The 25,135-nt window shown below is 71.1% G+C and carries 25 protein-coding genes and 1 pseudogene; 13 read left to right on the top strand and 13 right to left on the bottom strand.

The features are described from left to right. Nucleotides 1-47: 47 nt before the first annotated feature. The 3 genes from RH94_RS17650 to RH94_RS17640 all read right to left on the bottom strand — a co-directional run bounded on the left by RH94_RS17650 (nucleotide 48) and on the right by RH94_RS17640 (nucleotide 4,163). Entirely contained in the window at nucleotides 48-452 is a 405-nt protein-coding gene (locus RH94_RS17650) for a hypothetical protein (protein WP_073948538.1), read from the bottom strand. 114 nt (nucleotides 453-566) lie between these two features. After that, the gene (locus RH94_RS17645; protein WP_073948537.1) at nucleotides 567-3,509 is read right to left on the bottom strand and encodes a SpoIIE family protein phosphatase; all 2,943 of its coding nucleotides are present in this window, start codon (nucleotides 3,507-3,509) and stop codon (nucleotides 567-569) included. Between the two features lie 201 nt (nucleotides 3,510-3,710). Beyond that, entirely contained in the window at nucleotides 3,711-4,163 is a 453-nt protein-coding gene (locus RH94_RS17640) for an ATP-binding protein (RefSeq protein WP_073948536.1), read from the bottom strand. Between the two features lie 150 nt (nucleotides 4,164-4,313). Between RH94_RS17640 and RH94_RS17635 the strand changes: the two genes are divergently transcribed. The 7 genes from RH94_RS17635 to RH94_RS17605 all read left to right on the top strand — a co-directional run bounded on the left by RH94_RS17635 (nucleotide 4,314) and on the right by RH94_RS17605 (nucleotide 10,873). Further along, complete coding sequence (locus RH94_RS17635) at nucleotides 4,314-5,228, top strand: helix-turn-helix domain-containing protein (protein WP_073948535.1); 915 nt, start codon at nucleotides 4,314-4,316, stop codon at nucleotides 5,226-5,228. Beyond that, a complete protein-coding gene (locus RH94_RS43725) occupies nucleotides 5,185-5,322 on the top strand; it encodes a DUF397 domain-containing protein (protein ID WP_073948534.1) in 138 nt (45 codons plus the stop codon). Before RH94_RS17635 ends, RH94_RS43725 begins: the two co-directional genes overlap by 44 nt. A gap of 185 nt (nucleotides 5,323-5,507) precedes the next feature. Next, entirely contained in the window at nucleotides 5,508-5,759 is a 252-nt protein-coding gene (locus RH94_RS17625) for a hypothetical protein (RefSeq protein WP_073948533.1), read from the top strand. A 115-nt stretch (nucleotides 5,760-5,874) separates the two neighbouring features. Beyond that, on the top strand, nucleotides 5,875-6,801 hold the full coding sequence (gene mshD, locus RH94_RS17620) for a mycothiol synthase (RefSeq protein ID WP_073948532.1): 927 nt from the start codon (nucleotides 5,875-5,877) through the stop codon (nucleotides 6,799-6,801). Nucleotides 6,802-7,072: 271 nt separating this feature from the next. Continuing rightward, the gene (locus RH94_RS17615; protein WP_234425849.1) at nucleotides 7,073-9,364 is read left to right on the top strand and encodes an RNA degradosome polyphosphate kinase; all 2,292 of its coding nucleotides are present in this window, start codon (nucleotides 7,073-7,075) and stop codon (nucleotides 9,362-9,364) included. Further along, complete coding sequence (locus RH94_RS17610; protein WP_073948530.1) at nucleotides 9,345-10,370, top strand: CHAD domain-containing protein; 1,026 nt, start codon at nucleotides 9,345-9,347, stop codon at nucleotides 10,368-10,370. Before RH94_RS17615 ends, RH94_RS17610 begins: the two co-directional genes overlap by 20 nt. Nucleotides 10,371-10,468: 98 nt before the next feature. Beyond that, nucleotides 10,469-10,873, top strand: coding sequence for an NUDIX hydrolase (locus RH94_RS17605; protein WP_073948554.1), 405 nt, complete (start codon nucleotides 10,469-10,471; stop codon nucleotides 10,871-10,873). A 23-nt stretch (nucleotides 10,874-10,896) separates the two neighbouring features. Here RH94_RS17605 and RH94_RS17600 read toward each other — a convergent pair whose 3' ends face one another. Continuing rightward, entirely contained in the window at nucleotides 10,897-11,085 is a 189-nt protein-coding gene (locus tag RH94_RS17600) for a hypothetical protein (protein WP_143204035.1), read from the bottom strand. Nucleotides 11,086-11,225: 140 nt separating this feature from the next. Between RH94_RS17600 and RH94_RS17595 the strand changes: the two genes are divergently transcribed. Together RH94_RS17595 and RH94_RS41430 are read left to right on the top strand one after the other, a co-directional pair. Beyond that, complete coding sequence (locus RH94_RS17595) at nucleotides 11,226-12,101, top strand: hypothetical protein (protein ID WP_073948528.1); 876 nt, start codon at nucleotides 11,226-11,228, stop codon at nucleotides 12,099-12,101. Nucleotides 12,102-12,230: 129 nt separating this feature from the next. Further along, the gene (locus RH94_RS41430; protein ID WP_199880988.1) at nucleotides 12,231-12,395 is read left to right on the top strand and encodes a hypothetical protein; all 165 of its coding nucleotides are present in this window, start codon (nucleotides 12,231-12,233) and stop codon (nucleotides 12,393-12,395) included. 9 nt (nucleotides 12,396-12,404) lie between these two features. Here RH94_RS41430 and RH94_RS17590 read toward each other — a convergent pair. After that, nucleotides 12,405-12,701: pseudogene (locus RH94_RS17590) on the bottom strand (metal-sensitive transcriptional regulator); the annotation flags it as partial. A 282-nt stretch (nucleotides 12,702-12,983) separates the two neighbouring features. Between RH94_RS17590 and RH94_RS17585 the strand changes: the two are divergent. The 3 genes from RH94_RS17585 to RH94_RS17575 are packed head-to-tail and all read left to right on the top strand — an operon-like array spanning nucleotide 12,984 to nucleotide 14,842. After that, nucleotides 12,984-13,604: a DUF47 domain-containing protein gene (locus RH94_RS17585; protein WP_073948527.1), complete on the top strand. Its 621-nt coding sequence runs from the start codon at nucleotides 12,984-12,986 to the stop codon at nucleotides 13,602-13,604. Between the two features lie 7 nt (nucleotides 13,605-13,611). Next, a complete protein-coding gene (locus RH94_RS17580) occupies nucleotides 13,612-14,610 on the top strand; it encodes an inorganic phosphate transporter (RefSeq protein ID WP_073948526.1) in 999 nt (332 codons plus the stop codon). A 31-nt stretch (nucleotides 14,611-14,641) separates the two neighbouring features. Further along, complete coding sequence (locus RH94_RS17575; RefSeq protein WP_073948525.1) at nucleotides 14,642-14,842, top strand: DUF5988 family protein; 201 nt, start codon at nucleotides 14,642-14,644, stop codon at nucleotides 14,840-14,842. Between the two features lie 114 nt (nucleotides 14,843-14,956). Here the strand turns inward: RH94_RS17575 and pstB are convergent, their stop codons facing one another. The 8 genes from pstB to RH94_RS17535 all read right to left on the bottom strand — a co-directional run bounded on the left by pstB (nucleotide 14,957) and on the right by RH94_RS17535 (nucleotide 24,148). Beyond that, nucleotides 14,957-15,733: a phosphate ABC transporter ATP-binding protein PstB gene (pstB, locus tag RH94_RS17570; RefSeq protein WP_073948524.1), complete on the bottom strand. Its 777-nt coding sequence runs from the start codon at nucleotides 15,731-15,733 to the stop codon at nucleotides 14,957-14,959. 78 nt (nucleotides 15,734-15,811) lie between these two features. After that, nucleotides 15,812-16,864 carry a phosphate ABC transporter permease PstA gene (gene pstA / locus RH94_RS17565; RefSeq protein ID WP_073948523.1) on the bottom strand — a complete coding sequence of 351 codons (1,053 nt, stop codon included), beginning with the start codon at nucleotides 16,862-16,864 and terminating at the stop codon, nucleotides 15,812-15,814. Then, entirely contained in the window at nucleotides 16,861-17,874 is a 1,014-nt protein-coding gene (gene pstC / locus RH94_RS17560; RefSeq protein WP_073948522.1) for a phosphate ABC transporter permease subunit PstC, read from the bottom strand. The genes pstA and pstC overlap by 4 nt, the downstream gene beginning before the upstream one ends. Before the next feature lie 103 nt (nucleotides 17,875-17,977). After that, entirely contained in the window at nucleotides 17,978-19,105 is a 1,128-nt protein-coding gene (gene pstS / locus RH94_RS17555) for a phosphate ABC transporter substrate-binding protein PstS (protein WP_073948521.1), read from the bottom strand. Nucleotides 19,106-19,508: 403 nt separating this feature from the next. Further along, on the bottom strand, nucleotides 19,509-20,216 hold the full coding sequence (locus RH94_RS17550) for a phosphatase PAP2 family protein (RefSeq protein WP_073948520.1): 708 nt from the start codon (nucleotides 20,214-20,216) through the stop codon (nucleotides 19,509-19,511). A 200-nt stretch (nucleotides 20,217-20,416) separates the two neighbouring features. Continuing rightward, entirely contained in the window at nucleotides 20,417-21,418 is a 1,002-nt protein-coding gene (locus tag RH94_RS17545) for a C40 family peptidase (protein ID WP_073948519.1), read from the bottom strand. 56 nt (nucleotides 21,419-21,474) lie between these two features. Further along, the gene (locus tag RH94_RS17540; protein WP_073948518.1) at nucleotides 21,475-23,262 is read right to left on the bottom strand and encodes a serine/threonine protein kinase; all 1,788 of its coding nucleotides are present in this window, start codon (nucleotides 23,260-23,262) and stop codon (nucleotides 21,475-21,477) included. A 148-nt stretch (nucleotides 23,263-23,410) separates the two neighbouring features. Beyond that, complete coding sequence (locus RH94_RS17535; protein WP_234425848.1) at nucleotides 23,411-24,148, bottom strand: trypsin-like serine peptidase; 738 nt, start codon at nucleotides 24,146-24,148, stop codon at nucleotides 23,411-23,413. Between the two features lie 345 nt (nucleotides 24,149-24,493). Here RH94_RS17535 and RH94_RS17530 point away from each other — a divergent pair, with 345 nt between their 5' ends. Further along, nucleotides 24,494-24,802, top strand: a complete 309-nt coding sequence (locus RH94_RS17530) for a hypothetical protein (RefSeq protein WP_014673544.1) — start codon at nucleotides 24,494-24,496, stop codon at nucleotides 24,800-24,802. The last annotated feature ends 333 nt before the right edge of the window (nucleotides 24,803-25,135 follow it).

The raw sequence follows: 25,135 nt of genomic DNA, 5'->3' as shown, positions 1-25,135 counted from the left end.
AACCGCCCCCGACGCCTCGCGTGTGCGTGGGCGTGCCGTCAAGGCCGTCAGGCTCCGATCCGTCGTCCGGCTCGTTTCACGGAGGCGATCACGGCGGAAACGGCGGCGGTCACGACGAGGCTCCCCATCATGACCATCCCCACGCCGACCGCGAACAGGCCGCTGGAGTCGTCCGACCAGTCGTAGGAGGCGGCGGCGGTCAGGCCGACCGTGGTGCCGAGCACAGCGCCCACGACGTAACCCCGGGATGCCGCCCAGTACACCGGCGCCAGCAGGGTCAGCACCAGCCCGATCACCTGCCACGCCTCGTACGGGCCGGTCACCGAGCCATCGGGGTGCACGTCGTAGTGCTGGTCCCAGCCCAGCCAGGCAGCCCACGCCGCCGGCGTCACCGCGGCCAGCGCGGGGATCGACAACAACCGAGGAACGGGTTTCAGTAGTCCTTGTCGCATGGCTCAAGCGTTCCGACTCGCCCCGTCACCGACCAGAGGCAGGTACTCAGCACCACCTGAGCACTTGACGACCAGTGCGGCGCGGCACCGACCGGATCCGTGTCATGGCGCCCGTCACGGCAGGGGCTGTTCCGCCCAGATGACCTTTCCGTCGGTGGTGTAGCGGGTGCCCCACCGTTCGGTGAGCTGGGCGACGAGGAAGAGCCCGCGCCCACCCTCGTCCTCGCTCCTGGCGCGGCGCAGCCTGGGTGAGGTGCTGCTGCCGTCGGAGACCTCGCAGACGAGCGCGCGGTCGCGGAGCAGCCGTAGCCGGACCGGGCCGGTGGCGTACCGGATGGCGTTGGTGACCAGTTCGCTGGCGACGAGTTCGGTGCTGAAGGCCAGGTCGTCCAGCCCCCAGGCGGCGAGCTGCGCGGTGACCGCCGCGCGGGAGCCGGAGACGACCGTCGGGTCGCTGGGCAGGTCCCACTGGGCGACCTGTTCCGGGCCGAGCGCGTTGATGCGGGCGACGAGCAGGGCCACGTCGTCGCCCGGCCGGGCCGGGAGCAGGGCGTCGAGGACCGCCTCGCAGGTGTCCTCCGGAGCGCGGCCGGCGCAGGCGAGCACGGTGCGCAGCGCGTCCAGGCCGACGTCGACGTCCTGGGACCGCTTCTCGATCAGGCCGTCGGTGTACAGCACCAGCTGGCTGCCCTCGGCCAGCTCCAGCTCGACGGTCTCGAAGGGCATCCCGCCGAGCCCGAGCGGCGGCCCCGGCGGCAGGTCGACGAACTCCACCGTGCCGTCGGGTGCGACCACCGCGGGCTGGGGATGCCCGGCGCGGGTGAGGGTGCACCGCCGGGTCACCGGGTCGTACACGGCGAACAGGCACGTGGCGCCGATGATCCCGGCGTCCGGGTACGTGGGCTCCACCGCCCAGCCCTCGCCCCGGTCGAGCCTGCTCACCAGGTCGTCCAGGTGGGTGAGGAGGTCGTCGGCCGGCAGGTCCAGGGAGCAGAAGTTCTGTACGGCGGTGCGCAGCCGGCCCATGGTGGCGGCGGCGTGCAGTCCGTGACCGACCACGTCGCCCACCACCAGCGCCACCCGGGCGCCGGACAGCGGGATCACGTCGAACCAGTCGCCGCCCACGCCGGCCTGCGCGGGCAGGTAGCGGTAGGCGACCTCGACGGCGCTCTGCTCGGGCCGGCCCCGGGGCAGCAGGCTGCGCTGCAGGGTGAGAGCGGTGTTGTGCTCGCGCGTGTAGCGGCGGGCGTTGTCGATGCAGATCGCCGCGCGGGCGGCCAGCTCCTGGGCCAGGGACAGGTCGTCGTCCTCGAAGGGGGCCGGTTTGCCGGAGCGGTAGAAGCTCACCACGCCGAGGGTCGCGCCGCGGGCCCGCAGCGGCACCGTGATCAGGGAGTGGATGCCCGCCGCGAGGATCCGGTCACCCCGCGCCGGATCCTGGGCGAACCAGCCGCCGGCCCTGGCCAGGACGGGTTCGAGCACGGACTGCCGGCTGTCCAGACTGCAGGCCTGCGGCGCCGACGGCGTGAACCGTATCTCTTCGCCGACACCGTACAGCGGAGGGTTCTCCTCCACGGCCCCCAACGCCACCCGGCGCAACGCGGCGCCCACGCGGAACGGCTCGGGCTCCTCGCCGCGCAGTACGGCAGCGGGCAGGTCGACGGCGGTGAAGTCGGCGAACCGGGGAACGGTCACCTCCGCCAGCTCCTCCGCGGTCCGGGCGACGTCCAGCGTGCTGCCGATCCGCAGGCCGGCCTCGTGCAGCAGCTCCAGACGCCGACGGGCCTGCACCGCCAGCCGTCCGACGCCGGTCTCGCCGACGAGCAGCGGCCAGCCTCCGCCGCCGCCTCCGTCGCCGTTGTCGCCGCCGCCGCTGTGACCGTCCGTTCCGGTCCGGACCCGCGCGTACGGCTCGTCGGCCGCGGGTGCCGAAGGGGGCGCGGTCACCGCCGTGCGCAGGGCGGCCAGGGGCGTTCCGTCCGACTTCGGCGCGACGGGAGGGGGCGCGGGCGGGACCGCGGACGGGATGGTCACGGCAGCGGCTGCCGAGGACACCCGGGACGGCACCGCCGAAGCCCCGGGTCCGGCGGCGCCCAGGCCCAGGCCCGGGCCCAGGCCACCGAGTATGCGGGCCTCGACGACCACACCGCTCTCGCCCGCCGCTCCGGTGACCGGGCAACACCGCAGCGTGGCGATCCGCCCGCCGGAGAGGACCACCTCGTCCAGGGTGCGCTGCGGGGAGGCGATGAGCGCCTCGGCCTTCTCCCGCAGCAGGGCCAGGTCGATCCGGCCGAGTCCCGCGCTCTCGTGTCCTGCCTCCTGGTCCGACTGGCCCGGCTGTCCCGGCAACGTGCGCTCGGGCCAGGACCATCCGGGCGCGTCGCGGCGTGCCCATCGGTAGGCGGCGAGCAGGGCCCGTTCCCGTTGCGTGGCCTGCTCCAGCAGCCGCGTCTCGATGTCGCGAACGGCTTCGCGGGCCAGTCGCAGCATGGCGGGGTCGGCGTGGTCGCGCAGGCAGGTGAGGTCGACGACGCCCTCGACGCGCCCGCTGAGCGGGTTGCGGACGGGCGCGCCCGCACAGGCGAACGGCTGCAGGCAGTCGGCGAAGTGCTCGCGGCCCACGACGTAGAACGGGCCGCGTCCGGCCAGCGCGGTGCCCACGCCATTGGTGCCCGAAACCAATTCGGAGGCGTCGCATCCGGGGGTGAACCGCACTCCGTCGAGGAGCTGGAGGAGCCTCCGGTCGCCCCCGAGCCGCTGGACCATGCGGCCCTGCCCGTCGCACAGCACGACCGTCACGCCCGTGTCGGCGAGCACCTCGGACAGGCCCTTCAGCACCGGCTCGGCGGCGCGCAGGAGGCGGCCGTCCGGCCCCAGGCCGGACGCGCGGGGGAACGCCGTCATCCGGTCCGGCTCGAAGCCCGCGATCCGGCACCGCTTCCAGGAGTCGAGCACCGAGTCCCGTACGTCCGCTTCGACCAGCGCACCGGACAGGAAACGCTCATGGGCATCGGCGAGCCCGCCGATGTCGTCCCACGCGATGGGCACCGGGATCACTTCCTCACGCGGAAGCGCCCCCGGCCGTACCGCCGCTCGGCCGGTCCGGGGCCTTTTCCACGCAAACTTCACCGTAGGCCCCCTGTGACGCGAACCACAACACACGACGTACAGGGACCGACCGCCCACTCCGCTCGGAGAAGGCTCGCGGGGCCTCCGGTGCCCTGCCGACGCTCTCCTCGACCACGAGCGTCCGCGCCCTCACAGCAAGGACACCTCCGCCCAGACCGTCTTGCCCACGGGCCGGCGAGGTGCCCAGCCCCAGCGCACGGCCAGGACGTCCACCAGGAGCAGGCCGCGGCCCGACTCCCCGTCGGGGTGGGACGAGGGCGCGGTCGCCGGTGGCCGTCTGGCCGAGGCGGCGTCCGCCACTTCGACGCGGATCACGTCGGCCGTCGCGTCCAGGGCGAGGCTCAGAGCGAAGTCGTGACCGGGGACCCGGCCGTGCCGCACGGCGTTCGCCGCCAGCTCGCCGACGACGAGCGCCACCGTGCACGACGCGTCCGACTCCGGCGGATGCCCCCACTCCTCCATGCACCGCACGGCGACGCGCCGGGCCAGCCGTGCACCTCGGGGCGTGCAGGCGAACTGCGCCGTGAGGGCGGGGGTGTCGGGGGCTACGCCTTCTCCCGACGTAGTCGTTCCTGTCAGCACGGCTTGTCCACCCTTCGTGCGCGAGTCATCACTTTCCGCTCTCAAGCATCGGTATGCGGCCCTACTCTCAAAAGGTGGCGCAGCCTTACCTTTCAGCTCGTAAGAAACGGAAGTAACGCCTTGGCCAACGGAATTGACCCCAGTACGTCCATGGCGGCGCTGTTCGGTTCACGGGTGCGCAGACTCCGTCTGGCCGCCGGCCTGACCCAGGCCGAACTCGGCAGGAGGACGCACGTGGTGAGCACCCGGATCACCCAGATCGAACGCGCCTCCGGGGCGAAACCGACCCTGCACATGGCGCGGGCGCTGGACGTCGCCCTCAACGCGGACGACCTGCTGGTCGAGCTGTGGCCGTACGTGTACCGGGAGGCGTTTCCCAACTGGTCACGCCTGTTCATGGAGTACTCGGAGCGGGCGGTGTCCATCAGGCAGTACGCGGCGCACGTGGTGCCGGGCCTCTTGCAGACGGAGGATTACGCGCGCGCCGTTCTCAGCCTGGACGCGCTGCTCGACAGCGAGGAGCAGTTGGAGGAGCGCGTCGCGGCCCGAATGGGCAGACAGGAACGACTCAGCACGCCCGACCGGCCAGAACTGTGGGTGGTCCTCGACGAGGCGGTACTGAGACGTCCGATCGGCGGACCGGCCGTGATGCGAGAGCAGTTGGAGCGGCTGCTCGATGCGGCAGCGGAACGTCGCACCACCGTGCAAGTGCTGCCGTTCGACCAGGGCGGGCACGAGGCGATGGGCGGGTCCCTGACGATTCTGACGCTTCCGGACGGTTCGGAAGTCGCCTACACAGAGGGCTCGGACTATGGCCAACTCATCGAGGAACCGGCCAACGTCAGTCGCTACACGGTGATTTACGATCGGCTGCGGGCAGTAGCCCTGCCCCCGCTCATGTCGCTCGACATGATCCGATCCGCGATGGAGGGCAACTACCGTGGCGCGAACGTCCCATCCCCATCCGAACAGCGCCGCTTGGCGCAAAAGCAGCTACAGCAATCAGGCCGGGGGCGACTGCGTGGAGGTCGCGGACGGACTCCCCGACCTGATCCCCGTCCGTGACAGCAAGGTCCCGGGTGGCCCCGCCCTCGTCTTCCCGGCCGGCTCCTGGGCCGCCTTCATAGGCGAGTTGAAGACCGGACGGCACCGCGCCTGAGGCGGCCGGGTACCGGTCGCGGTCCGTCTTCCGGGTCCGCCGGGTCCTTGCCCGCGAGGGTCCGGCGGGCCACCGGCCTCCGTGAAGAACCGAGGACAGAACTACCCGCCCACCCTCCCGGCCCACGTCACCCGTCCGGGTGACCGGCTTGCGACAGCGGGTCACGGACGGTAAGGAGGTGGGCCATGGTCGACAGGTTCGAGGACGGGCTTCCGACTCCCACGGAAACGGCCTCCTACCTCGAGATTCCGCAGTCGACTCTCACCTCGTGGCTGAAGGGCAGGGCTGCCGGAACGCCTCTGGTCCACCAGGTGGAACCTGTCCGGAAGGACCGACCTTCGGTTCCTTTCATCGCGGTGGTCGAACGGCTCGACGCGCACCGCGACGCGATCCACCGGGCTGTGGAAAAGGGCGGCCCAGCGGCCTACGCGGTGTGACGCGACCGTATCGAGCGCACGTGGCCCTGACGGGCGGGCCGCCCTGGGACAGGCCGGAACCCGGGCACAGGTGAGCGGCCCGAAGATGGCATGCGGGCAAGTTAGTCTCGTACCCATGACCAGTGACGACCCCGCGCCGATCGCCCGCTCCCTCGCGACCCGTTCCGAGCTCTCGCCGGGTGAGGCCGAAGCCGTGCTCGGGCTGCTGGCGGCGGCCGCCCGGGACGACGGGCAGCAGGCGGTGTCCGAGCAGGGGCGGCTGCAGTTGCGCGGGGGCGCCCGGCCGGGGGTGTCCCACCTGCTGCTGAGCGTCGACGGGGAGCTAGTCGGGTACGCGCAGTTGGAGGACACCGATCCGGTGGAGGCGCCGGCCGCCGAACTGGTGGTGCATCCGGTGCACCGCGGGTACGGACACGGGCGGGCGCTGGGCGCGGCGCTGCTCGCCGCCTCCGGCAAGCGGCTGCGGGTGTGGGCGCACGGCGGGCACTCCGCCGCCCGGCACCTCGCGCAGGGCCTCGGGCTGACCCTGTTCCGTGAACTGCGGCAGATGCGGCGGCCGTTGGCGGGCTTCGAGCTGCCGGACCCGGTGCTGCCCGAGGGAGTGACGGTACGGACCTTCGTGCCGGGGCAGGACGACGCCGCCTGGCTCGCCGTGAACGCCGAGGCGTTCGCCCACCATCCCGAGCAGGGCTCCCTCACCCAGCGGGACCTCGACGACCGCAAGGCCGAATCGTGGTTCGACCCTCGGGGGTTCTTCCTCGCCGAGCGGGAGAGCGACGGCCAGTTGATCGGCTTCCACTGGACCAAGGTCCACCAGGAGGAGCGGCTGGGCGAGGTGTACGTCCTCGGGGTCCGCCCCGGCGTCCAGGGCGGCGGCCTCGGCAAGGCCCTCACCCTGATCGGCCTGCGGCACCTGGCCGCCGAGGGGCTGCCGACGGCGATGCTGTACGTCGACGCCGACAACAAGGCGGCCGTGTCCGTCTACGAGCGGCTGGGCTTCACGACGTACGAGACCGACCTCATGTACCGCACGGAGACCTGACCTCCGACGATCCGGCCCCAACGATCCGGTCTCCGACGATCCGGCCCCCGACGATCCGGCCCCCGACGCACACCGGTGATCTCCCGCGAGCCGCCCCCCGGTGTCCCGCGCGTCATGTCTCCGTAACCGCTGATTCAGACGGGCTTGCGACGCTCGGCCAATGAAGCCCGCCGTGCCCGAGCCCGAGCCGCCCCCCGAGGGGTGCGCCGTCGTGCTCCCGCCCGTGCTTTCCGACGCGCCTGTTCCGCGCCGTGCGCGGAAGAATGGATTCATGAGCCAGCCAGACGCCCAGGCAGCGCAGCCGCACCACCCGTCCTCCGCGCCCCTCGCGGAAGGCCCGGCGGGCCACGGCCCCCTGCAGAACCCGCAGCCCTCCGTGGGCTCCATCGCCGCGCACCGCCCGCACACCGTGGCGACCGCGGTCTCCGGCCTGGCACCGGACATCGACGCCGACCTCGACGGCTACGTGGAGTCGCCGGTCGAGGGCGAGCTGTTGCCCCAGGGCCGTTTCCTGGACCGGGAGCGCAGCTGGCTCGCCTTCAACGAGCGCGTCCTGGAACTCGCCGAGGACCCGGACACGCCCCTGCTGGAGCGGGCGAACTTCCTCGCGATCTTCGCCAGCAACCTTGACGAGTACTTCATGGTCCGGGTCGCCGGCCTCAAGCGCCGTATCGCCACCGGCGTCGCCACCCCGTCCGTCTCCGGGCTGCAGCCGCGCGAGGTGCTGGAGATGATCTGGGCGCGCTCACGCGAGCTCATGGCCCGGCACGCCGCCTGCTACCACGAGGACGTCGCGCCCGCCCTCGCGGAGGAGGGCATCCACCTGGTCCGCTGGGGCGAACTCACGGAGAAGGAGCAGGCCCGCCTGTTCACGCTCTTCCGGCACCGCATCTTCCCCGTGCTGACCCCGCTGGCCGTCGACCCCGCGCACCCCTTCCCGTACATCTCCGGCCTGTCCCTCAACCTGGCCGTCGTCGTGCGCAACCCCGTCACCGGCCACCGGCACTTCGCCCGCGTCAAGGTCCCGCCGCTGCTGAACCGCTTCCTGGAGAGCTCCCCGGGCCGCTACGTCCCCCTCGAGGACGTCATCGCCGCCCACCTGGAGGAGCTGTTCCCGGGCATGGAGGTTCTGGAGCACCACACCTTCCGGCTCACCCGCAACGAGGACCTGGAGGTCGAGGAGGACGACGCCGAGAACCTGCTCCAGGCCCTGGAGAAGGAGCTCATGCGGCGCCGCTTCGGGCCGCCGGTGCGCCTGGAGGTCGAGGAGTCCATCGACCGCGAGGTGCTCGACCTGCTGGTGCGCGAGCTGAAGATCAGCGAGGCCGAGGTGTACCCGCTGCCCGGCCCCCTGGACCTCACCGGCCTCTTCCGCATCCACGGCCTCGACCGGCCCGAGCTGAAGTACCCCAAGTTCGTCGCCGGCATCAACCGGGAGCTGGCGGAGGTGGAGTCCGCCTCGGCCCCCGACATCTTCGCGGCCCTGCGCAGCCGGGACGTGCTGCTGCACCACCCCTACGACTCCTTCTCGACCTCCGTCCAGGCCTTCCTGGAGCAGGCCGCCGCCGACCCGGACGTGCTCGCGATCAAGCAGACCCTGTACCGGACCTCGGGCGACTCCCCCATCGTCGACGCGCTCATCGACGCCGCCGAGTCGGGCAAGCAGGTCCTCGTCCTGGTCGAGCTGAAGGCCCGCTTCGACGAGCAGGCCAACATCAAGTGGGCGCGCAAGCTGGAGGAGGCCGGCTGCCACGTCGTCTACGGCCTGGTCGGGCTGAAGACCCACTGCAAGCTGTCCCTGGTGGTGCGCCAGGAGGGCGACGACACGCTCCGGCGCTACAGCCACGTCGGCACCGGCAACTACCACCCCAAGACGGCCCGCCTCTACGAGGACCTCGGCCTGCTCACCGCCGACCCGCAGGTCGGCGCCGACCTCTCCGACCTGTTCAACCGCCTCTCCGGCTACTCCCGCCGCGAGACCTACCGGCGGCTGCTCGTCGCCCCCAAGTCCCTGCGGGACGGCCTGGTCTCGCGGATCAACAAGGAGGCCCAGCACCACCGCGCCGGGCGTCCCGCCTTCATCCGCGTCAAGGTCAACTCGATGGTCGACGAGGCGGTCATCGACGCCCTCTACCGCGCGTCCCAGGCGGGGGTGCCGGTCGACGTGTGGGTGCGCGGCATCTGCGCCCTGCGCCCCGGCGTTCCGGGTCTGTCGGAGAACATCCGCGTCCGCTCGGTCCTCGGCCGCTTCCTCGAACACTCCCGGGTCTTCGTCTTCGGCAACGGCGGCGAGCCCGAGGTGTGGATCGGCAGCGCCGACATGATGCACCGCAACCTCGACCGCCGTATCGAGGCCCTGGTCCGGGTCACCGACCCGGCCCACCGGGCAGCCCTCAACCGGCTGCTGGAGACCGGCACGTCCGACACCACCGCCTCCTGGCACCTCGGCCCGGACGGCGACTGGACCCGGCACGCGACCGACGTGGACGGCCAGCCCCTGCGCAACATCCAGGAGATGCTCATAGACGCCCGGAGGCGCCGGCGTGGCACAGCGACACCCTGACCACCCGGTGGACCCGGCGGGCCCGGTGGACTCGACGGACCCCACCGCCGAGGCCCTCGCGGGCTATCTGCGCGCCCAGGCCACGGAGTTCCTCCGCGCGCTGCGCCTGCACCGAGAGAGCGGCGGCGGCGCGGGGAACGGCACCCGGGAGTCCGACGACGCGGCGTACGCCCTGCGCCGCTCGGCCCGCCGCATCAGCGGCAGCCTGCACACCTTCCGCCCCCTGCTGGAGGAGACCTGGTCGGAGGAACTGCGCCCGGAGCTGGCCTGGCTGTCCGGCACCCTGGCCCGTGAACACGCCTGCCAGGCCCGGCTGGAGCGGCTGCTGCTGGCCCTGCACAGACTGTCGCCCCAGGCGGCCGCGGGCAGCGGTGGCGCGGACCGTGACAACCTCACCGTGGGCGCGGCCAAAGCGGGCGCCCTGCTCGACCGTCAGCTGTCCCTCGCCCGGACCCGGGCCCACTCCGCGGCCCTCCAGGCCCTGGGGTCGAGCCGCTTCCACGCCGTCGCGGACAAGGTCGCCGTCCTCGCCAGCGAGGTCCCCCTCGTCCCCGCCGCCACCGCGGACCTGACCTCCCTGGCCACCGCCGCCGAGGAACGCCTGAAGGACGCCGTCGCCGCGCTCCCCCTCGTCACCGCCGGCAGCCCGTACAACGCGGAGGCCCTGGTCCACGGCCTGTCCCCGGACCCGTCCCCGCACCCGCAGGACGCCCCCTGGCACCAGGTCCGCCTGCTGCTGCGCCTGCACCGCTACGCCCGTGAGGTCGTCCACGGCTCCGCCGCCCCCGTGGACGTGCGCCTGCTCGCCGCCGGCCAGGCCCTCGACCGGCACCGCGACGCCTCGGAGGCGGCGGCCGCGGCGGCCGCGGCGGCCCGCACCCCGCGTATCGCCCCGGTGACGGCGTACGCGCTCGGCGTGCTCCACGCCGACCAGCGGCACGAGGTGGAGGCGGCCAGGTTCGCCTTCCAGCAGTCGTGGCAGAAGCAGGCCGTCGGCGCCAACTGACAGGCGGTGAGGAACCGTTGACTTCCCCGAACGACACGCCCGACTCCCCCGGCACACCCGGCGCCCACGACGCTCCCGGCACACCCGGCGCCCCCGTCCTGGCGGCCGGCTGCGTGCTGTGGCGCCGCTCACCGCAGGACGGCACCCTCGAGATCTGCCTGGTGCACCGGCCGAAGTACGACGACTGGTCGCACCCCAAGGGCAAACTCGCGCCCGGCGAGGACCCGCTCGCGGGCGCCCTGCGCGAGGTCGCGGAGGAGACGGGCCACGACGCCGTCCCCGGCGCCGAACTGCGCACGGTGACGTACATGGCGGACGGCCGGCCCAAACAAGTGCGCTACTGGGCCGCCGAGGCCACCGCGGGCCGCTTCACGCCCAACAAGGAAGTGGACCGCGTCCTGTGGCTCCCCCCGGCCGCGGCCCGCGCCCGGCTGACCCGGACCGTCGACCGCGAACTGATCGACGACATCGACGTCATCGACGAGAGCGACGAGATCGACTAGCCGCCCGGGGCCGCTCCTCTCCCCTAGAGCGTGCCGCGCGCGTGCTTCTCCGCGTCCGTGCGGGCCAGGCTGCGGGCCCTGCGGGCGGGTCCGCGCCAGCCGCAGGTGCAGCGGGCCAGGCAGAAGCGGCCCTGTTCGACGGTCGTCGCGCCGTGCGCCAGGTCGTCCCGGCGGGCCTCCAGAGTGGGGGCGAGCCCCTCATAGTGCGCCACGACGACGAACGTACCCACGCCAGGTGAACGGCACGTTACGTCCACCTGTCGCTCCCGTGGGCGCGTGACGGGGCCGCCTGCTCGTCGTTGACCGAACGACAGGGCCCATGACGGACGGAGTGGCTGGGGGTAGGCAGGCGATGACGGAGCGGCAGCGGCTGGGAGTCGCCCCTGCGCGAGCGAGGGCGGGTGGCGCGGCCCTCGCGGCGGGGTTCCTGGTCTGCGCGTGCGCGACGGGATGCTCCGGCGGCAACGCCGCCGCCGACGACGCGCACGCCCCCGCCGATGCGGTGCGGACCCTGCGCCGGGCACCGGACGCGCTGCTGGAGGCGGGCAGTGCGCAGGCCCGTACGTCGATGGAGATGGCCGCCGGCGGGACCCGTGTGACGATCCGCGGCGAGGGGGCCTACGACTTCCGCGGGCAGCGCGGGCGGCTGACGCTGGCGCTGCCGCAGGACCCGACCGGGGCCGCCGAGCACGTGCCGATCACCGAACTCCTGGCGCCCGGGGCCCTGTTCATGAAGAACCGGGGAGCGGGCGTGCCCGCCGACAAGTGGGTGCGGATCGACACGGCCACGCTCGTCGACGGCAACCTGGTCACCGGCGGCGCCACCGACCCGTACGCCGCCGCCGAGGTGCTGCGCGGCACGCGCACGGCGGCGTTCGTCGGCAGGACCGAGGTCGCCGGGGTCGCGGTACGGCACTACCGGGGCACCGCCGACCTGGCCCTGGCCGCGAAGAGCGCCTCGGCGGCCGACGAGGCGGCGGTCCGGGCGGCGCTGGAAGCGGCGGCGAAAGGGTTCGCCACGGCCACGGTTCCGTTCGACGTCTACCTCGACGACCAGGGGCGCATCCGGAAGATCCGGCAGAGCTTCGCCTTCGTCAACGGACAGCGGGGCCGCACCGTGGCCGTCCACTCGACCACGCTGCTGTACGCCTTCGGGACCCCGGTGACCGTGATACTGCCGCGGGCGCGGGACATCTACACCGGCCGAATCGCCGAGAAACAGCCGTGAAACGGCCGTGAAGCGGCCGGAAACGACTGGCGAACTAGCCCTTCCGTGCCATGCGCGGCGCGTGGGCCGCTCCCTACCCTAGGAAGTCGGCAACGGCAGACCGGCAATGGCGGAGAAGAGGTGATGCACGTGGCTCCGGTTCGCGGCAGGGCGGTTCAGGACCACGTGGCCCTCGCCGAGATAGAGCTGTGCGGAGACCTGATCATCGCGGCCTCGGCGGCCAAGGAGCGGCTCAGTCTGGAAAGCATCGACGAGGTGCTGCGGGTGGCCGAGGACCGCGACGTCGGCGGCTGAGGACCAGCCTCACGTACGCAGCAGCCGCCCGATCGCCTTCGTGGCCTCCTCCACCTTCGCGTCGATCTCCGAGCCGCCCTTGAGGGCCGCGTCGGCGACGCAGTGCCGCAGGTGCTCCTCCAGCAGCTGCAGGGCGAAGGACTGCAGGGCCTTGGTGGAGGCGGACACCTGGGTGAGTATGTCGATGCAGTAGACGTCCTCGTCGACCATCCGCTGCAGCCCTCGGATCTGGCCCTCGATCCGGCGCAGCCGCTTGACGTGCTCGTCCTTCTGCTTGTGGTAACCGTGCGTGACGGCCTCGTGCCCNNNNGCTCTCCTCGTGCCCGCCGCTTTCGGAGGGCGCTGTCGCGCCGGCCTCGGTGGTCGTCATCGCGTCCTCCCTTTCGGACAGTGCGGAACAGAAGCACAGAGACATACCCCGGCCGGGTATATCGTAACGAATTTCACGGGACGGCAGGACCCCTGGCGCATGCCCCCGTACGGAGTACCGTGCCCCATGGGCGACACTGGGGGACGGCCCCTTAGCCGTGGCCGGATGATGCCCTTAGCATCACCCTGACCGAAACCGAAGCACCCCGAGGACCCCACGTGCGCTTTCGTCTGACCCCCAGGGAGACGAGCTTCTACGACATGTTCGCCGCGTCCGCGGACAACATCGTCACGGGCTCGAAACTCCTGATGGAACTGCTCGGGGCGGACAACTCCGCCCGGGCCGAGATCGCAGAGCGTATGCGGGCCGCGGAACACGCAGGTGACGACGCCACGCACGCGATCTTCCACCAGTTGAACTCCTCCTTCATCACGCCCTTCGACCGCGAGGACATCTACGCCCTCGCCTCCTCCCTCGACGACATCATGGACTTCATGGAGGAGGCCGTCGACCTGGTCGTCCTCTACAACGTCGAGGAACTGCCCAAGGGCGTCGAGCAGCAGATCGAGGTCCTGGCCAGAGCGGCGGAGCTGACGGCCGAGGCCATGCCGCACCTGCGGACCATGGAGAACCTCACCGAGTACTGGATCGAGGTGAACCGCCTGGAGAACCAGGCGGACCAGATCCACCGCAAGCTCCTCGCACACCTGTTCAACGGCAAGTACGACGCGATCGAGGTGCTCAAGCTCAAGCAGATCGTGGACGTACTGGAAGAGGCCGCGGACGCCTTCGAGCACGTGGCGAACACGGTGGAGACCATCGCGGTCAAGGAGTCCTGAGGCGTCGATGGACACCTTCGCGCTGATCCTGACCATTCTGGTCGCCCTCGGCTTCGCCTACACCAACGGCTTCCACGACTCGGCCAACGCCATCGCGACATCGGTGTCGACCCGCGCGCTCACCCCGCGGGCCGCCCTGGCGATGGCCGCGGTGATGAACCTCCTCGGCGCCTTCCTGGGCAGCGGGGTCGCCAAGACCGTCAGCGAGGGCCTGATCCAGACGCCCGAGGGCAGCAAGGGGATGGGGATCCTCTTCTCGGCCCTGCTCGGGGCCATCGTCTGGAACCTGATCACCTGGTACTTCGGCCTGCCCTCGTCCTCCTCGCACGCCCTGTTCGGCGGCATGGTGGGCGCGGCCCTCGCGGGCGGTACGACGGTGTACTGGTCCGGCGTGCTGGACAAGATCGTAACCCCGATGTTCCTGTCACCGGTGATCGGCCTGATCGTCGGCTACCTGGTGATGACGGCGATCATGTGGATCTTCCGCCGGGCCAACCCGCACAAGGCCAAGCGCGGCTTCCGCATAGCGCAGACGGTGTCCGCGGCCGGCATGGCGCTCGGGCACGGTCTGCAGGACGCCCAGAAGACCATGGGTGTGGTGGTGATGGCGCTGGTCATCGGCGGCGTCGAGACGTACGGCGACCCGATCCCGGTGTGGGTGAAGGTGGTCTCCGCGCTCATGCTGTCGCTGGGCACCTACGCGGGCGGCTGGCGCATCATGCGCACCCTGGGCCGCAAGATCATCGAGCTGGACCCGCCGCAGGGCTTCGCCGCCGAGACGACCGGTGCGTCGATCATGTTCGCCACGGCCTACCTCTTCAAGGCGCCGATCTCCACCACCCACGTCATCACCTCCGCGATCATGGGCGTGGGCGCGACGAAGCGGGTGAACGCGGTCCGCTGGGGCGTGGCGAAGAACATCGTGCTCGGCTGGTTCATCACCATGCCGGCCGCGGCGCTCGTGGCCGCCTGCGCCTTCTGGCTGATCCGCCTGGCGTTCCTGTAGCCGCCGGGCCCGGTGTGGCGACACTGGAAGTATGACTGGCAAGGCACTCCTCGAAGGCGGACCGGAGGACCTCGCGGGCACCGTGGTGCCGGTGGTCCCTCCGGGCCAGGAACTGAAGATCCCGCACCTCGGGGGATACGAGCACTACAAGGTCACCTCACGCCACGAGGACATCAAGGAGGGACAGGTCACCGTCTACCGGTGGTGGGAGCGCACCGAAGTCGCCGAGTGAGCCCCGCCCGGGAAAAACGCGGGCCCGCCCCCGGAAACCGGGGGCGGGCCCTTCTGCGTCCTCGCGGTGGCACCGCCATGCAGCACCGCGAGGGGTCCGGACACCGGCCGTGGCTCAGCCGAAGCGGCCCGAGATGTAGTCCTCGGTCGCCTGCACGGACGGGTTGGAGAAGATCCGCTCGGTGTCGTCGAGCTCGATCAGCCGTCCCGGCTGACCCACCCCGGCCAGGTTGAAGAACGCCGTACGGTCCGAGACGCGGGCGGCCTGCTGCATGTTGTGCGTCACGATGACGATCGTGAACTGCTCCTTCAGCTTGCCCATCAGGTCCTCGATGGCGAGGGTCGAGATCGGGTCCAGGGCGGAGCAGGGCTCGTCCATGAGCAGCACCTTCGGCTCGACCGCGATGGCGCGGGCGATGCACAGCCGCTGCTGCTGACCGCCGGACAGGCCGGCACCCGGCTTGTTCAGCCGGTCCTTGACCTCGTTCCAGAGGTTGGCGCCCCTGAGCGACTTCTCGACGACGTCGGCGAGCTCGCTCTTCTTGTAACCGCCGTTCAGCCGCAGCCCCGCCGCCACGTTGTCGAAGATCGACATGGTGGGGAACGGGTTCGGCCGCTGGAAGACCATCCCCACCTCGCGGCGCACGGCCACCGGGTCCACCCCGGCGCCGTACAGGTCCTCGGAGTCCAGCAGCACCTTGCCCTCGACCCGGCCGCCCGGGGTGACCTCGTGCATGCGGTTGAGCGTGCGCAGGAACGTCGACTTGCCGCAGCCGGAGGGGCCGATGAACGCCGTCACCGAGCGCGGCTCGACCGTCATCGAGATGTCCTCGATCGCCTTGTGGGCACCGTAGTAGGCGGTGAGCCCGCTCACGTCGATTCGCTTGGCCATGTCTACTTCTTCACTTCCAGTCTTCGGTCGCTGTTGGTCGCGGTCAGCGACCGGCCACGCGGCGGTAGCCGCACATTGTCAGCGTGGGGCCTTCCAGCGGGCGATGCCGCGAGCTCCCAGGTTGAGGATCATCACGAAGGCGATCAGGGTGAGCGAGGCCGCCCACGCACGGTCGTACGCCGCGCCGGAACCCACGCTGTTCGCGTACTGCTGGTAGATGTACAGCGGCAGCGAGGACTGGGCCCCCTCGAAGGGGTTCGTGTTGATGAAGGGGTTGCCGAACACCAGCAGCAGCACGGGGGCGGTCTCACCGGCGATCCGGGCGATCGACAGCACGATGCCGGTGGTGATGCCGCCGATCGAGGTCGGCAGGACCACCTTCAGGATCGTCCGCCACTTCGGCACGCCCAGGGCGAGGGACGCCTCGCGCAGCTCGTTCGGTACGAGCTTGAGCATCTCCTCCGTGGAGCGGACCACGACCGGCATCATCAGGATGGCCAGGGCCAGCGAACCGGCGAAACCGAAGGGCTGCATCTTGAAGATCAGCATCAGGCTGAGGATGAACAGGCCCGCGACGATCGACGGGATGCCGGTCATCACGTCGACGAAGAAGGTGACCGCCTGGGCCAGCCTGCCGCGCCCGTACTCCACCAGGTAGATCGCGGTGAGCACACCGATCGGCGCGCCGATCAGGGTGGCGAGGCCGACCTGCTCCAGGCTGCCGATGATGGCGTGGTAGATGCCGCCGCCCGGCTCGGTGTCGGCGACCACGCCCATCGAGTGGGTCAGGAAGTAGACGTCCAGGACCTTCACGCCGCGCTGCACGGTCGTCCAGACCAGGGAGACCAGCGGCACCACGGCGAGCAGGAAGGCGACCCAGACGAGGCTGGTGGCGACCCGGTCCTTGGCCTGGCGGCGGCCCTCCACGCGGGCGGAGACGCCGTACGTGCCGAGGATGAACAGGAGCGCCGCGATCAGCCCCCACTGGACACGGCTGTGCAGGCCGCCGAGCGTGCCGATGAGGACCGCCAGGGCGAGCGACCCGAGCGCGATGGCGTACGGGGACCACTTGGGCAGGCTGGCGCCGCGCAGGCTGCTCGGGCGCTTTTCGGCGATGGCTGCGGTGCTCATGCGTTGGCCCCCGAGTACTCCTTGCGGCGGGCGATGATCATGCGAGCCGCGCCGTTGACCAGCAGGGTGATGACGAACAGGACCAGACCGGAGGCGATCAGCGCGTCACGGCCGAACTCCGACGCCTCACTGAACTTGCTGGCGATGTTCTGGGCGAAGGTGCCGCCGCCCGGGTCGAGCAGGCTGGCCTTGATGAGGAAGTTCGGGGAGAGCACGGTGGCGACGGCCATCGTCTCGCCGAGCGCGCGGCCCAGACCGAGCATCGAGGCGGAGATCACGCCGGAGCGGCCGAAGGGCAGCACCGACATGCGGATGACCTCCCAGCGCGTGGCGCCCAGGGCCAGGGCCGCCTCCTCGTGCATGCGCGGGACCTGGCGGAAGACCTCGCGGCTGACGTTGGTGATGATCGGCAGGATCATCACCGCCAGCAGGATGCCGACGGTGAGCATCGAGCGGGGAGGGCCGCCCTCCCAGGAGAGGACGCCGGTCCAGCCGAAGTAGTCGTTGAGCCAGCCGAACAGGCCGTTCATGTGCGGGACGAGGATCAGCGCGCCCCACAGGCCGTACACGATGGACGGCACGGCGGCGAGCAGGTCGATCACGTAGGAGATGGGACCGCTCAGCCGGCGCGGCGCGTAGTGCGTGAGGAAGAGCGCGATGGCGACCGCGACGGGGACCGCGATGACCATGGCGACGATCGAGGAGACCACCGTGCCGAAGGCCAGCACGGCGATGCCGAAGACCGGCGGCTGCTGGCCGGTGTTCCACTCGAAGGTGGTCAGGAAGTTGCCGTGGTCCTTGCTGATGGCCAGGGACGCGCGGTAGGCGAGGAAGCCCGCGATCGCGACCATGATCGCCAGCAGCAGGATGCCGGACCCCCGGGTGAGACCGAGGAAGACCCGGTCCCCGAGGCGGGTGGCGCCGCGGGCGGCGTGCTTCCGCTGGGACGCGGCCGGCCGTGGAGTGGGCGCGGGAGCGCCCGTGTGCGTCTTGTGCGTGGATATGTCCATCGATTTCTCCGGTCTGCGGAACCGCACGTGTCGTACGGCTCCTGGCGGCGGTGCACCGGACGTGCGGCCCGGTCCCCGTGGGGGGAACCGGGCCGCACGGGGATCAGCTCAGGCCCTCGATGGTGGTGCGGACCTTGCTGATGATCTCGTCGGGGATCGGGGCGTAGTCGTTCTGGGCGAGCAGCTTCTGGCCGTCCTCGCCGGCGATGTAGTTCAGGAACGCCTTGGTGGCCGGCAGGGTGTCGCTCTTGTTGCCCTTGTCGCAGACGATCTCGTACGTGACCAGGACCATCGGGTAGGCGCCCTCGGCCTTGGTCTTGTAGTTCAGCTCCAGCGACAGGTCCTTGCCGGTGCCGACGATCTTGGCGTCCGCGATGGCCTTGGAGGCGTTCTCGACGGTGGCCTTGACCGGGGCGGAGGCGCCCGTGTCGATGGCGACCGTGGACATGTCCTTGGCGTACGACAGCTCGAAGTAGCCGATGGCGCCTTCGGTCTGCTTCACCTGCTGGGCCAGGCCGGAGGACTGCGGAGCGGCCTGGCCGCCCTTGGCCTGCCAGGCCTTGCCGCCCTCGTACTTCCAGTTCTGGGGAGCGGCGGCCTTCAGGTACTTGGTGAAGTTGTCGGTGGTGCCGGACTCGTCCGAGCGGTGGAAGGCCTGGATCTTGAGGTTGGGCAGCTTGGCGTCGGGGTTGAGCTTCTTGATCGCCGCGTCGTCCCAGTTCTTGATCTTGCTGTCGAAGATCTTGGCCAGGGTCGGGGCGTCCAGGACCAGGTCGTCGACTCCGGGGAGGTTGTAGCCGACCGCGATCGGACCGCCGACCATCGGCAGGTCGATGCCCTGGCCGCCGTCGGTGCAGATCTTCTGGGAGGCGGTGACCTCCTCGGGCTTCAGCGGGGAGTCGGAGCCGGCGAAGGCGACCTGCCCCTGGGTGAACGCCGTGATGCCGGCGCCGGAGCCGCCGCCCTTGTAGTTGATCTGCACGCCGCAGGCCTGGCTGAACTCCTTCACCCAGGCGTCGATCGCGTTCTTCTGCGCCGAGGAGCCGTCCGCGAGCAGCTGGCCCTTGGCGTCGTCGCACTTCACGGAGCTGTTGGAGGCGGTGGTGCTGCCGCCACCGGCGTTGTTCTTGCCGCCGGTGTCGTCGGAGCCGCACGCCGTGAGGGCCAGGGCGCCGGAGACGGCGAGAGCGCCGAGAGCGAGAGCTCGCCGGTTCTTGCGCTGAAGCTTCACTTGAGTTCCTTCCAGGAGCCGCCGTCCTGATCGGCGGCGTGCGAAGTGTGGGCGACGCCGATGCGCCGAGATGCGCATCAGCACCGGGTAAGGCCGAAATTAGGCAGAACAAGTGAAGCCGCTGATGGCCGTAAGTGAACGAGGGGTGAACCCCTGCCGAAAGCGCGGTGAGGTCACGGAATGCTCACGGGGAGAACACGTGGAGGTTCCGACATCCCCGCCGCAACTGCGGCAGTCGTGCCTCCCCCGGACTCTTCGAGCAGGGGGCCCGGGCGGCACGGACGGACGCTGGGGGTACCCCCTGCTCGAGCGAAGCCGAGAGCTCGGGGGAGGCACCCACGAGCGCGGGCGAGCGCACCCGTACTCCGCAGCCGCAGCCGCAGCCGCGGCCCACGGTCACCCGTCAGGCGGCCAGGTCCCGTTCCTCCGCCGACGCCGGCTCCTCCGCACCGCGGCCGGCCCCCGCCTCGTCCCGCCCCGCGCGAGCGCCCCGCGCGGACACCAGCCACCCGCCCCACGCCGACCCCTCGACCGCCCTCAGCAGCGGCGTGAGCAGCGCCATGGCGAGCGGGGACAGCAGCAGCGCGACAGCCGTACCCAGCGCGAACCCGCCCACGACGTCCGTCGGATAGTGCACGCCCATGTACACCCGGCAGAACCCCTCGAACAGCGCCAGCCCGATGCCCACCAGCCCGAACCGCCGGTTGGCGACGAACAGCGCGACCCCCATCGCCATGGTGATCGCCGCGTGGTCGCTCACGAACGAGAAGTCGGTCTTCCCGGAGACCAGGACCTCCAGCCCCTGATGGTCCAGGAACGGCCGGGGCCGCTTCACGAACCCCCGTATCGGCACGTTCACCAGCACCGCGAGAGCCGCCGCGAGCGGCACCCACACCAGCGCGGCGACGGACGACGCCGCCTCCGCACCGCCCCGGCGCCGCACGGACCACCAGCACCCCACCACGAGCAGCACCATGGCGAGCAGCAGCCCGTACTCGCCGACGTACTCCATGGTCCGGTCGAACCAGAGCGGCGCGTCCTTGGCCAGCCCGTTGATGTCGTAGAGCAGGTCGACGTCAGGGTTCGACCCGGATTCGGCGAGTCCAGCCATGGCGCTGCGGCCCCTTCGTCATGTCGTTCCGGGCACACCCCGTGTGCCCCGTTCCTGCCCACCCCCGTGGTGGTAGATCCGCTACGCCAACAGCAACGCACGACCTCGGCCCATACGTTCCGCACTCCACCGAACGATCACGCAGACGTTATCGAAGAGAAACTCGTCATCGCAGCTCAGGGGGTAGGTTCACAGGCGGTTCACACGGAGGCCGGGAGCGCTTTCGCGCCATCTTCGGTGACCCTGGTGGCCCCGAAGTAGTCCGGCGTGTCGACGGGGTCGAACCGGATCACCGCACCCGGCCTCGGCGCGTCGATCATGTACCCGCCGCCGACGTAGATGCCCACGTGCCGGATGGCCCGCGCATTGGTCGGGTCGTCGGAGAAGAACACCAGATCGCCCGGCAGCAGCTCGTCCCTCTTGGGGTGCGGACCGGCGTTGTACTGGTCGTTGGCGACCCGCGGCAGAGTGATCCCCACGCTCTCGTACGCCGCCTTGGTCAGCCCCGAGCAGTCGAACCGCCCGCCCTGGTCGGCGGTGCCGTTCCCACCCCACAGATAGGGCGTGCCGAGCTTGCTCTGCGCGTAGGAGATGGCCGCGGCGGCCTGCCGGGAGGGGTCGACGCGGGTGACGGGCGCGGCGAAGCTCTTCTCCAGGACGCGGATGTTCTTGACGTAGTTCCGGGTCTCCTGGATCGCGGGCACTCCGCCCGCCTTGATGACCCGGTACGCGCCCGCGTTGTAGGCGGCGAGCATGTTGTCGGTCGTGTCGCCGGGCACGCCCTTGATCTGCTCCGCGAGCTCGCAGTCGTACGACGCGGCCGACGGGATCGCGTCATTCGGGTCCCAGATGTCGCGCTTGCCGTCGCCGTTGCCGTCGATACCGTGGACGGCCCAGGTGCTGGGGATGAACTGGGCGATGCCCCGTGCGTCCGCGTGGCTGACGATCTCGGGGTCCCACCCGCTCTCCTGGTACAACTGGGCAGCCAGCAGCGCCGGGTTGATGGCGGGGCAGAGATTGCCCCACTTCTGCACGAGGCCGTGGTACGCGGCCGGCACGGAGCCCTTGGAGAGCCCCACGGTTCCGCCGCCCACTCCGCCCGCGAGGTTCCCTGCGACGACGTACACGCCGACGACGAGCAACGCCACGAAGCTCAGGCTCAGCCCGACCGCGATCCCGCCGACCACCCATACTTTGCGCACGGTTCAACTCTCCCCCATCCGCGCGCGGTTCACGTCCATTTACGGGTGAGGTGGCGTCATTTCGCCGTGAAGCCGCCACAGGAGATGATCGCGTAGTCCTTCGGCTCCCTGACGTGGAGGAAGAGCACCGTCCAGTCCCCCGGGTCGTTCGCGACCGGGATGGCTCCGCCGTACTTCTTGCCGTTGATGAACTCCTGGAAGTCGTCGGGATACGTCAGGTGCACCCAGTGGTTGTCCGGATCGGTGCGGTAGTGCTGGTACATGTCGATGGGCTTGCTCGTGTAGCCCATGCCCAGGTTGGCCCAGAGCCCACCCGAGAAGGGCTTGCCCGTGTCCGGGTCGATCTCGTGCGGCGGCTTCACGGCGACCGAGACGTAGTAGGACTCGCCGGGCTTCGGATCGGCGTACTTCAGACGGAGGCCGATGCGCCCCTTGCCGGACGTGTACGGGTCGTCGGAGTCCGCGGCGGAGACGAAGGACTGGAAGTGCTCGTTGCGTTCCTCCGACGGGAGCTGGCAACTCCCCATGCCCCACTGCGAGTCCGGGTCCGCTGCCCAGAAGTCCCGGGAGGGAGCCGTCGCCTCGACGTACATCGGCACGGCCGGCCCCACGTCCTCCACCGGCTTCACCGGTGCGGCCGAAGTGGCCACCGGCCGCGTCGGCTTCGCCGGTGCCGCAGAGGTGGCCGCCGGCCGCGTCGACGCGGCCGAGGCGGCTCCCGGCTTCGGGGAGGACTTCGCCTCCACCTCCCCCGTCCTGCGCTCACCGGGCAGCAGCAGGAGCGCCGCCGCGGCGCCCACCCCCACCACGAGCCCCGCGGCCACCGCGACCGTCCAGGGCTTCCTGCGGCGCCGCCCGGCGGGTTGTGCCATCTGCGTCGGGGTGTAACCCGGGACGGCCTGGAGCGGGGCGATCGTGGGCAGTTGGTGCAGATCCGGCGCCTGGAGAGGCGGAGCCGACGGAGTCTCCGGAGCCGACGGTGTCCGGGGCGCCGGCTCGCCCCGCCCGACGAGACCGCTGTAGAACGGGTCCTCGACGAGTGCCTCCCGCACCCCGCACCGCTCGATGACCTCGGTCAGTGCCGGACGTTCACCGGGCTCCTTGGCCATGCAGGCCTCGATGAGGGCGGCCAACTCCGGCTCCACCCCCGCCAGGTCCACGGGCTCGTGCACGGCCCGATAACTGACCGTGGCGGCCTCGCCGACACCGAAGGGCGGCCGGCCGGTGGCCGCGTACGCCAGCGTCGCGCCGAGCGCGAAAACGTCCGCCTCCGGACCGACCTCACCACGCGTCAGCACCTCGGGAGCCGTGAAACCGGGTGTGCCGGCCGCGAATCCCACGTCGGTGAGCGCCGTCTGGTCCACGCTCCGGGCGATCCCGAAGTCGATGAGCTGCGGCCCCTGGGACGACAGGATGACGTTCTGCGGCTTGAGGTCCCGGTGGGTGACACCCTGGGCGTGCACCGCCGCGAGCCCCTCGGCGAGCGCCGCGAACAGCCCACGGCACGTCCGGGCGGGCAACGGGCCCCGGTCGGCGACGGCCCCGCCCAGCGTCGGGCCCTCCACGTACTCGGTCGCCAGCCAGTACGGCGCCTCGTCCAACGAGGCGTCGATCAGGTTCGCGGTGTAAGCACTGCGTACCGCGCGCACGGTTTCCACCTCGCGCCGGAAACGGGCCAGTGTCGTCGCATGCCCGGTGATCTCGTCCCGGATCACCTTGAGCGCGACCTGACGCCCGCCGGGCGACCGCCCCAGGTAGACCTGCCCCATTCCCCCCGCGCCCAGGCGGGCGAGCAGTGTGTAGGCGCCTATGTGCGCCGGGTCCTGAGCCTTCAGTGCTTCCACCGGAGTGACAATACGGATCAGTTCAACACCGCACGAGACCCGTATCAGTGATCAATACGACATCCCGGGAGCCTTGAACCCACTGCCGGCACGCCACTCCGGCCCCGCCTCCGCGGCCCGCCCGACGGCCGGGGCCGCGCCGCGCTCATCAGGGGTCGGCGGCCGCGTCCTTGTACAGCTCCGCCGCCGCGGCCCCGAACACCACGCTGTACGACGTGTCCGCCGTCGCGCCGCCCTGCTCGTGCCCGCCGAGCACCCCGACGACCTGCCGGTCGCCGTCGACCCACGGGCTGCCACTGGTGCCGCCGGTGAACTCCGGGCAGTCGACGCGCTGCTGGCCCCTGCTGTGGGCGTGCGGCCTGTCGGTGCAACTGACGGGCGCCTCACGCTCGTCCGGATAGCCGGTGACGGTGACCGCGGTCGCCCCGGTCTCCGCCCCCGTGACGAAGCGGTTGGCGCCCACGACGTCCTCGACGTTCCTGCCGCCCCGCGGGGCGAGCACGGCGAAGGCCACGTCGCTGTCCTCGTCCTGGCCCCTGGCCCAGCCGTCGGGCAGGAAACGCCGCTCGACCGTCCACACGCCGTACGGCGCCCGCCCGTCCCGGTAGCCCGGCACGAACACCAGGTCGCCGTCGTCGCCCAGACAGTGGGCGGCGGTCAGGATCAGGTTGCGGTGCGGGCCGTGCACCACGGAGGCCGTGCAGAAGTGGCCGCCCGCGAGGTCGCCGGCCCGGTCCGCGCCGGCCAGCACCCCGACCCGGGCGCTCTGCGGGGACTCCGGGGCGACGGCGGTCACCCCGAGCGGGCCCGTCCCGTCGTCGGCGGCCACGGCGGAGGCCGAGGGGACGGCCAGCAGCGCCAGGGCGGCGAACCAGGTGCGCTTCACCCGACCCACCGTACTGGCCGGCACCGCCCCGCGCCCGCCCACGCCGGGCGGACAGCGGGACCGCGGCCCGCCGTCGTGAGACCATCGGAACGGCCACCCATCCGACTGTCCGTCAAAAGCCGTGGCGGACAGCGGAAGTCGTCGACGACGGGATCGCACGACAGGTTCCGCTCGGACTTCATTGCCCGGCGTGACCTGCCGTGATACACAGAGTGACGATGCGTGCCAAACCCATAAGTCAATAGCGTCAAGTCGACATCGCAGGCGTGATTGTCGGCGAGAATGAACCCGACCTCTGCACGAGGACAGGGGACGTGGAACTACCCAACAGGGGCGGTGACTTACATGCTCTTTGCGGCCGACAAGGGAGACATCAACACCATCATCGGCGGGATCGCTCCGGACTGGGGCCCCTTCGGCAGCCTGGGCAACGAGGCCAAGGTGATGATCGAGGTGGTGATGGCCGTCGCCATCCTGCTCTGCCTCGGCATCGCCGTCTGGGGCGCCGCCAAGCAGCGCATCGGAGCCACGGCCCTGCGCGACACGTTCAGCGCCGAACAGGGCAAGGGGCTGATCATCGCCGGTCTGACAGGGGTGTTCATCATCGGCTCGCTCGGCACGCTCTTCACCATCGTGTACGGCATGGCCGTGTAACCGGCGCACACCCGCGCATGCCGCGCACGGTGCTCCGTCCGCGCCGCGAGTCAGACCCTCCGGGCGCGCCCGGTGCCCCCGCTGCCCCCACCCACCCACCGTGCCCACCGGCTGAGGTTGCGTTTCCCTGATGTCGAGTCACCACACCGCGTCCACGCGGGAACCAGCGCGGCTACCGTCGTACTTCTACGCGTTCCGGTACGAGGTCGAGGGGGCGTACGGAGCATGAGTCACGGAGACGAGCACGGATACGGCGACCTGACGCGCGCCGACGACGGACCGTACCAGGGCGGACAGACCCGCACCCGGCTCCCGGACCGGCCCGGCGACCCC

The sequence above is a fragment of the Streptomyces kebangsaanensis genome (assembly GCF_001906585.1).
In the GTDB taxonomy this organism is placed as follows: Bacteria; Actinomycetota; Actinomycetes; order Streptomycetales; family Streptomycetaceae; genus Streptomyces; species Streptomyces kebangsaanensis.
The sequence above is the reverse complement of the archived record's forward strand: the minus strand, read 5'-3'. Positions and strand labels throughout refer to the sequence as shown.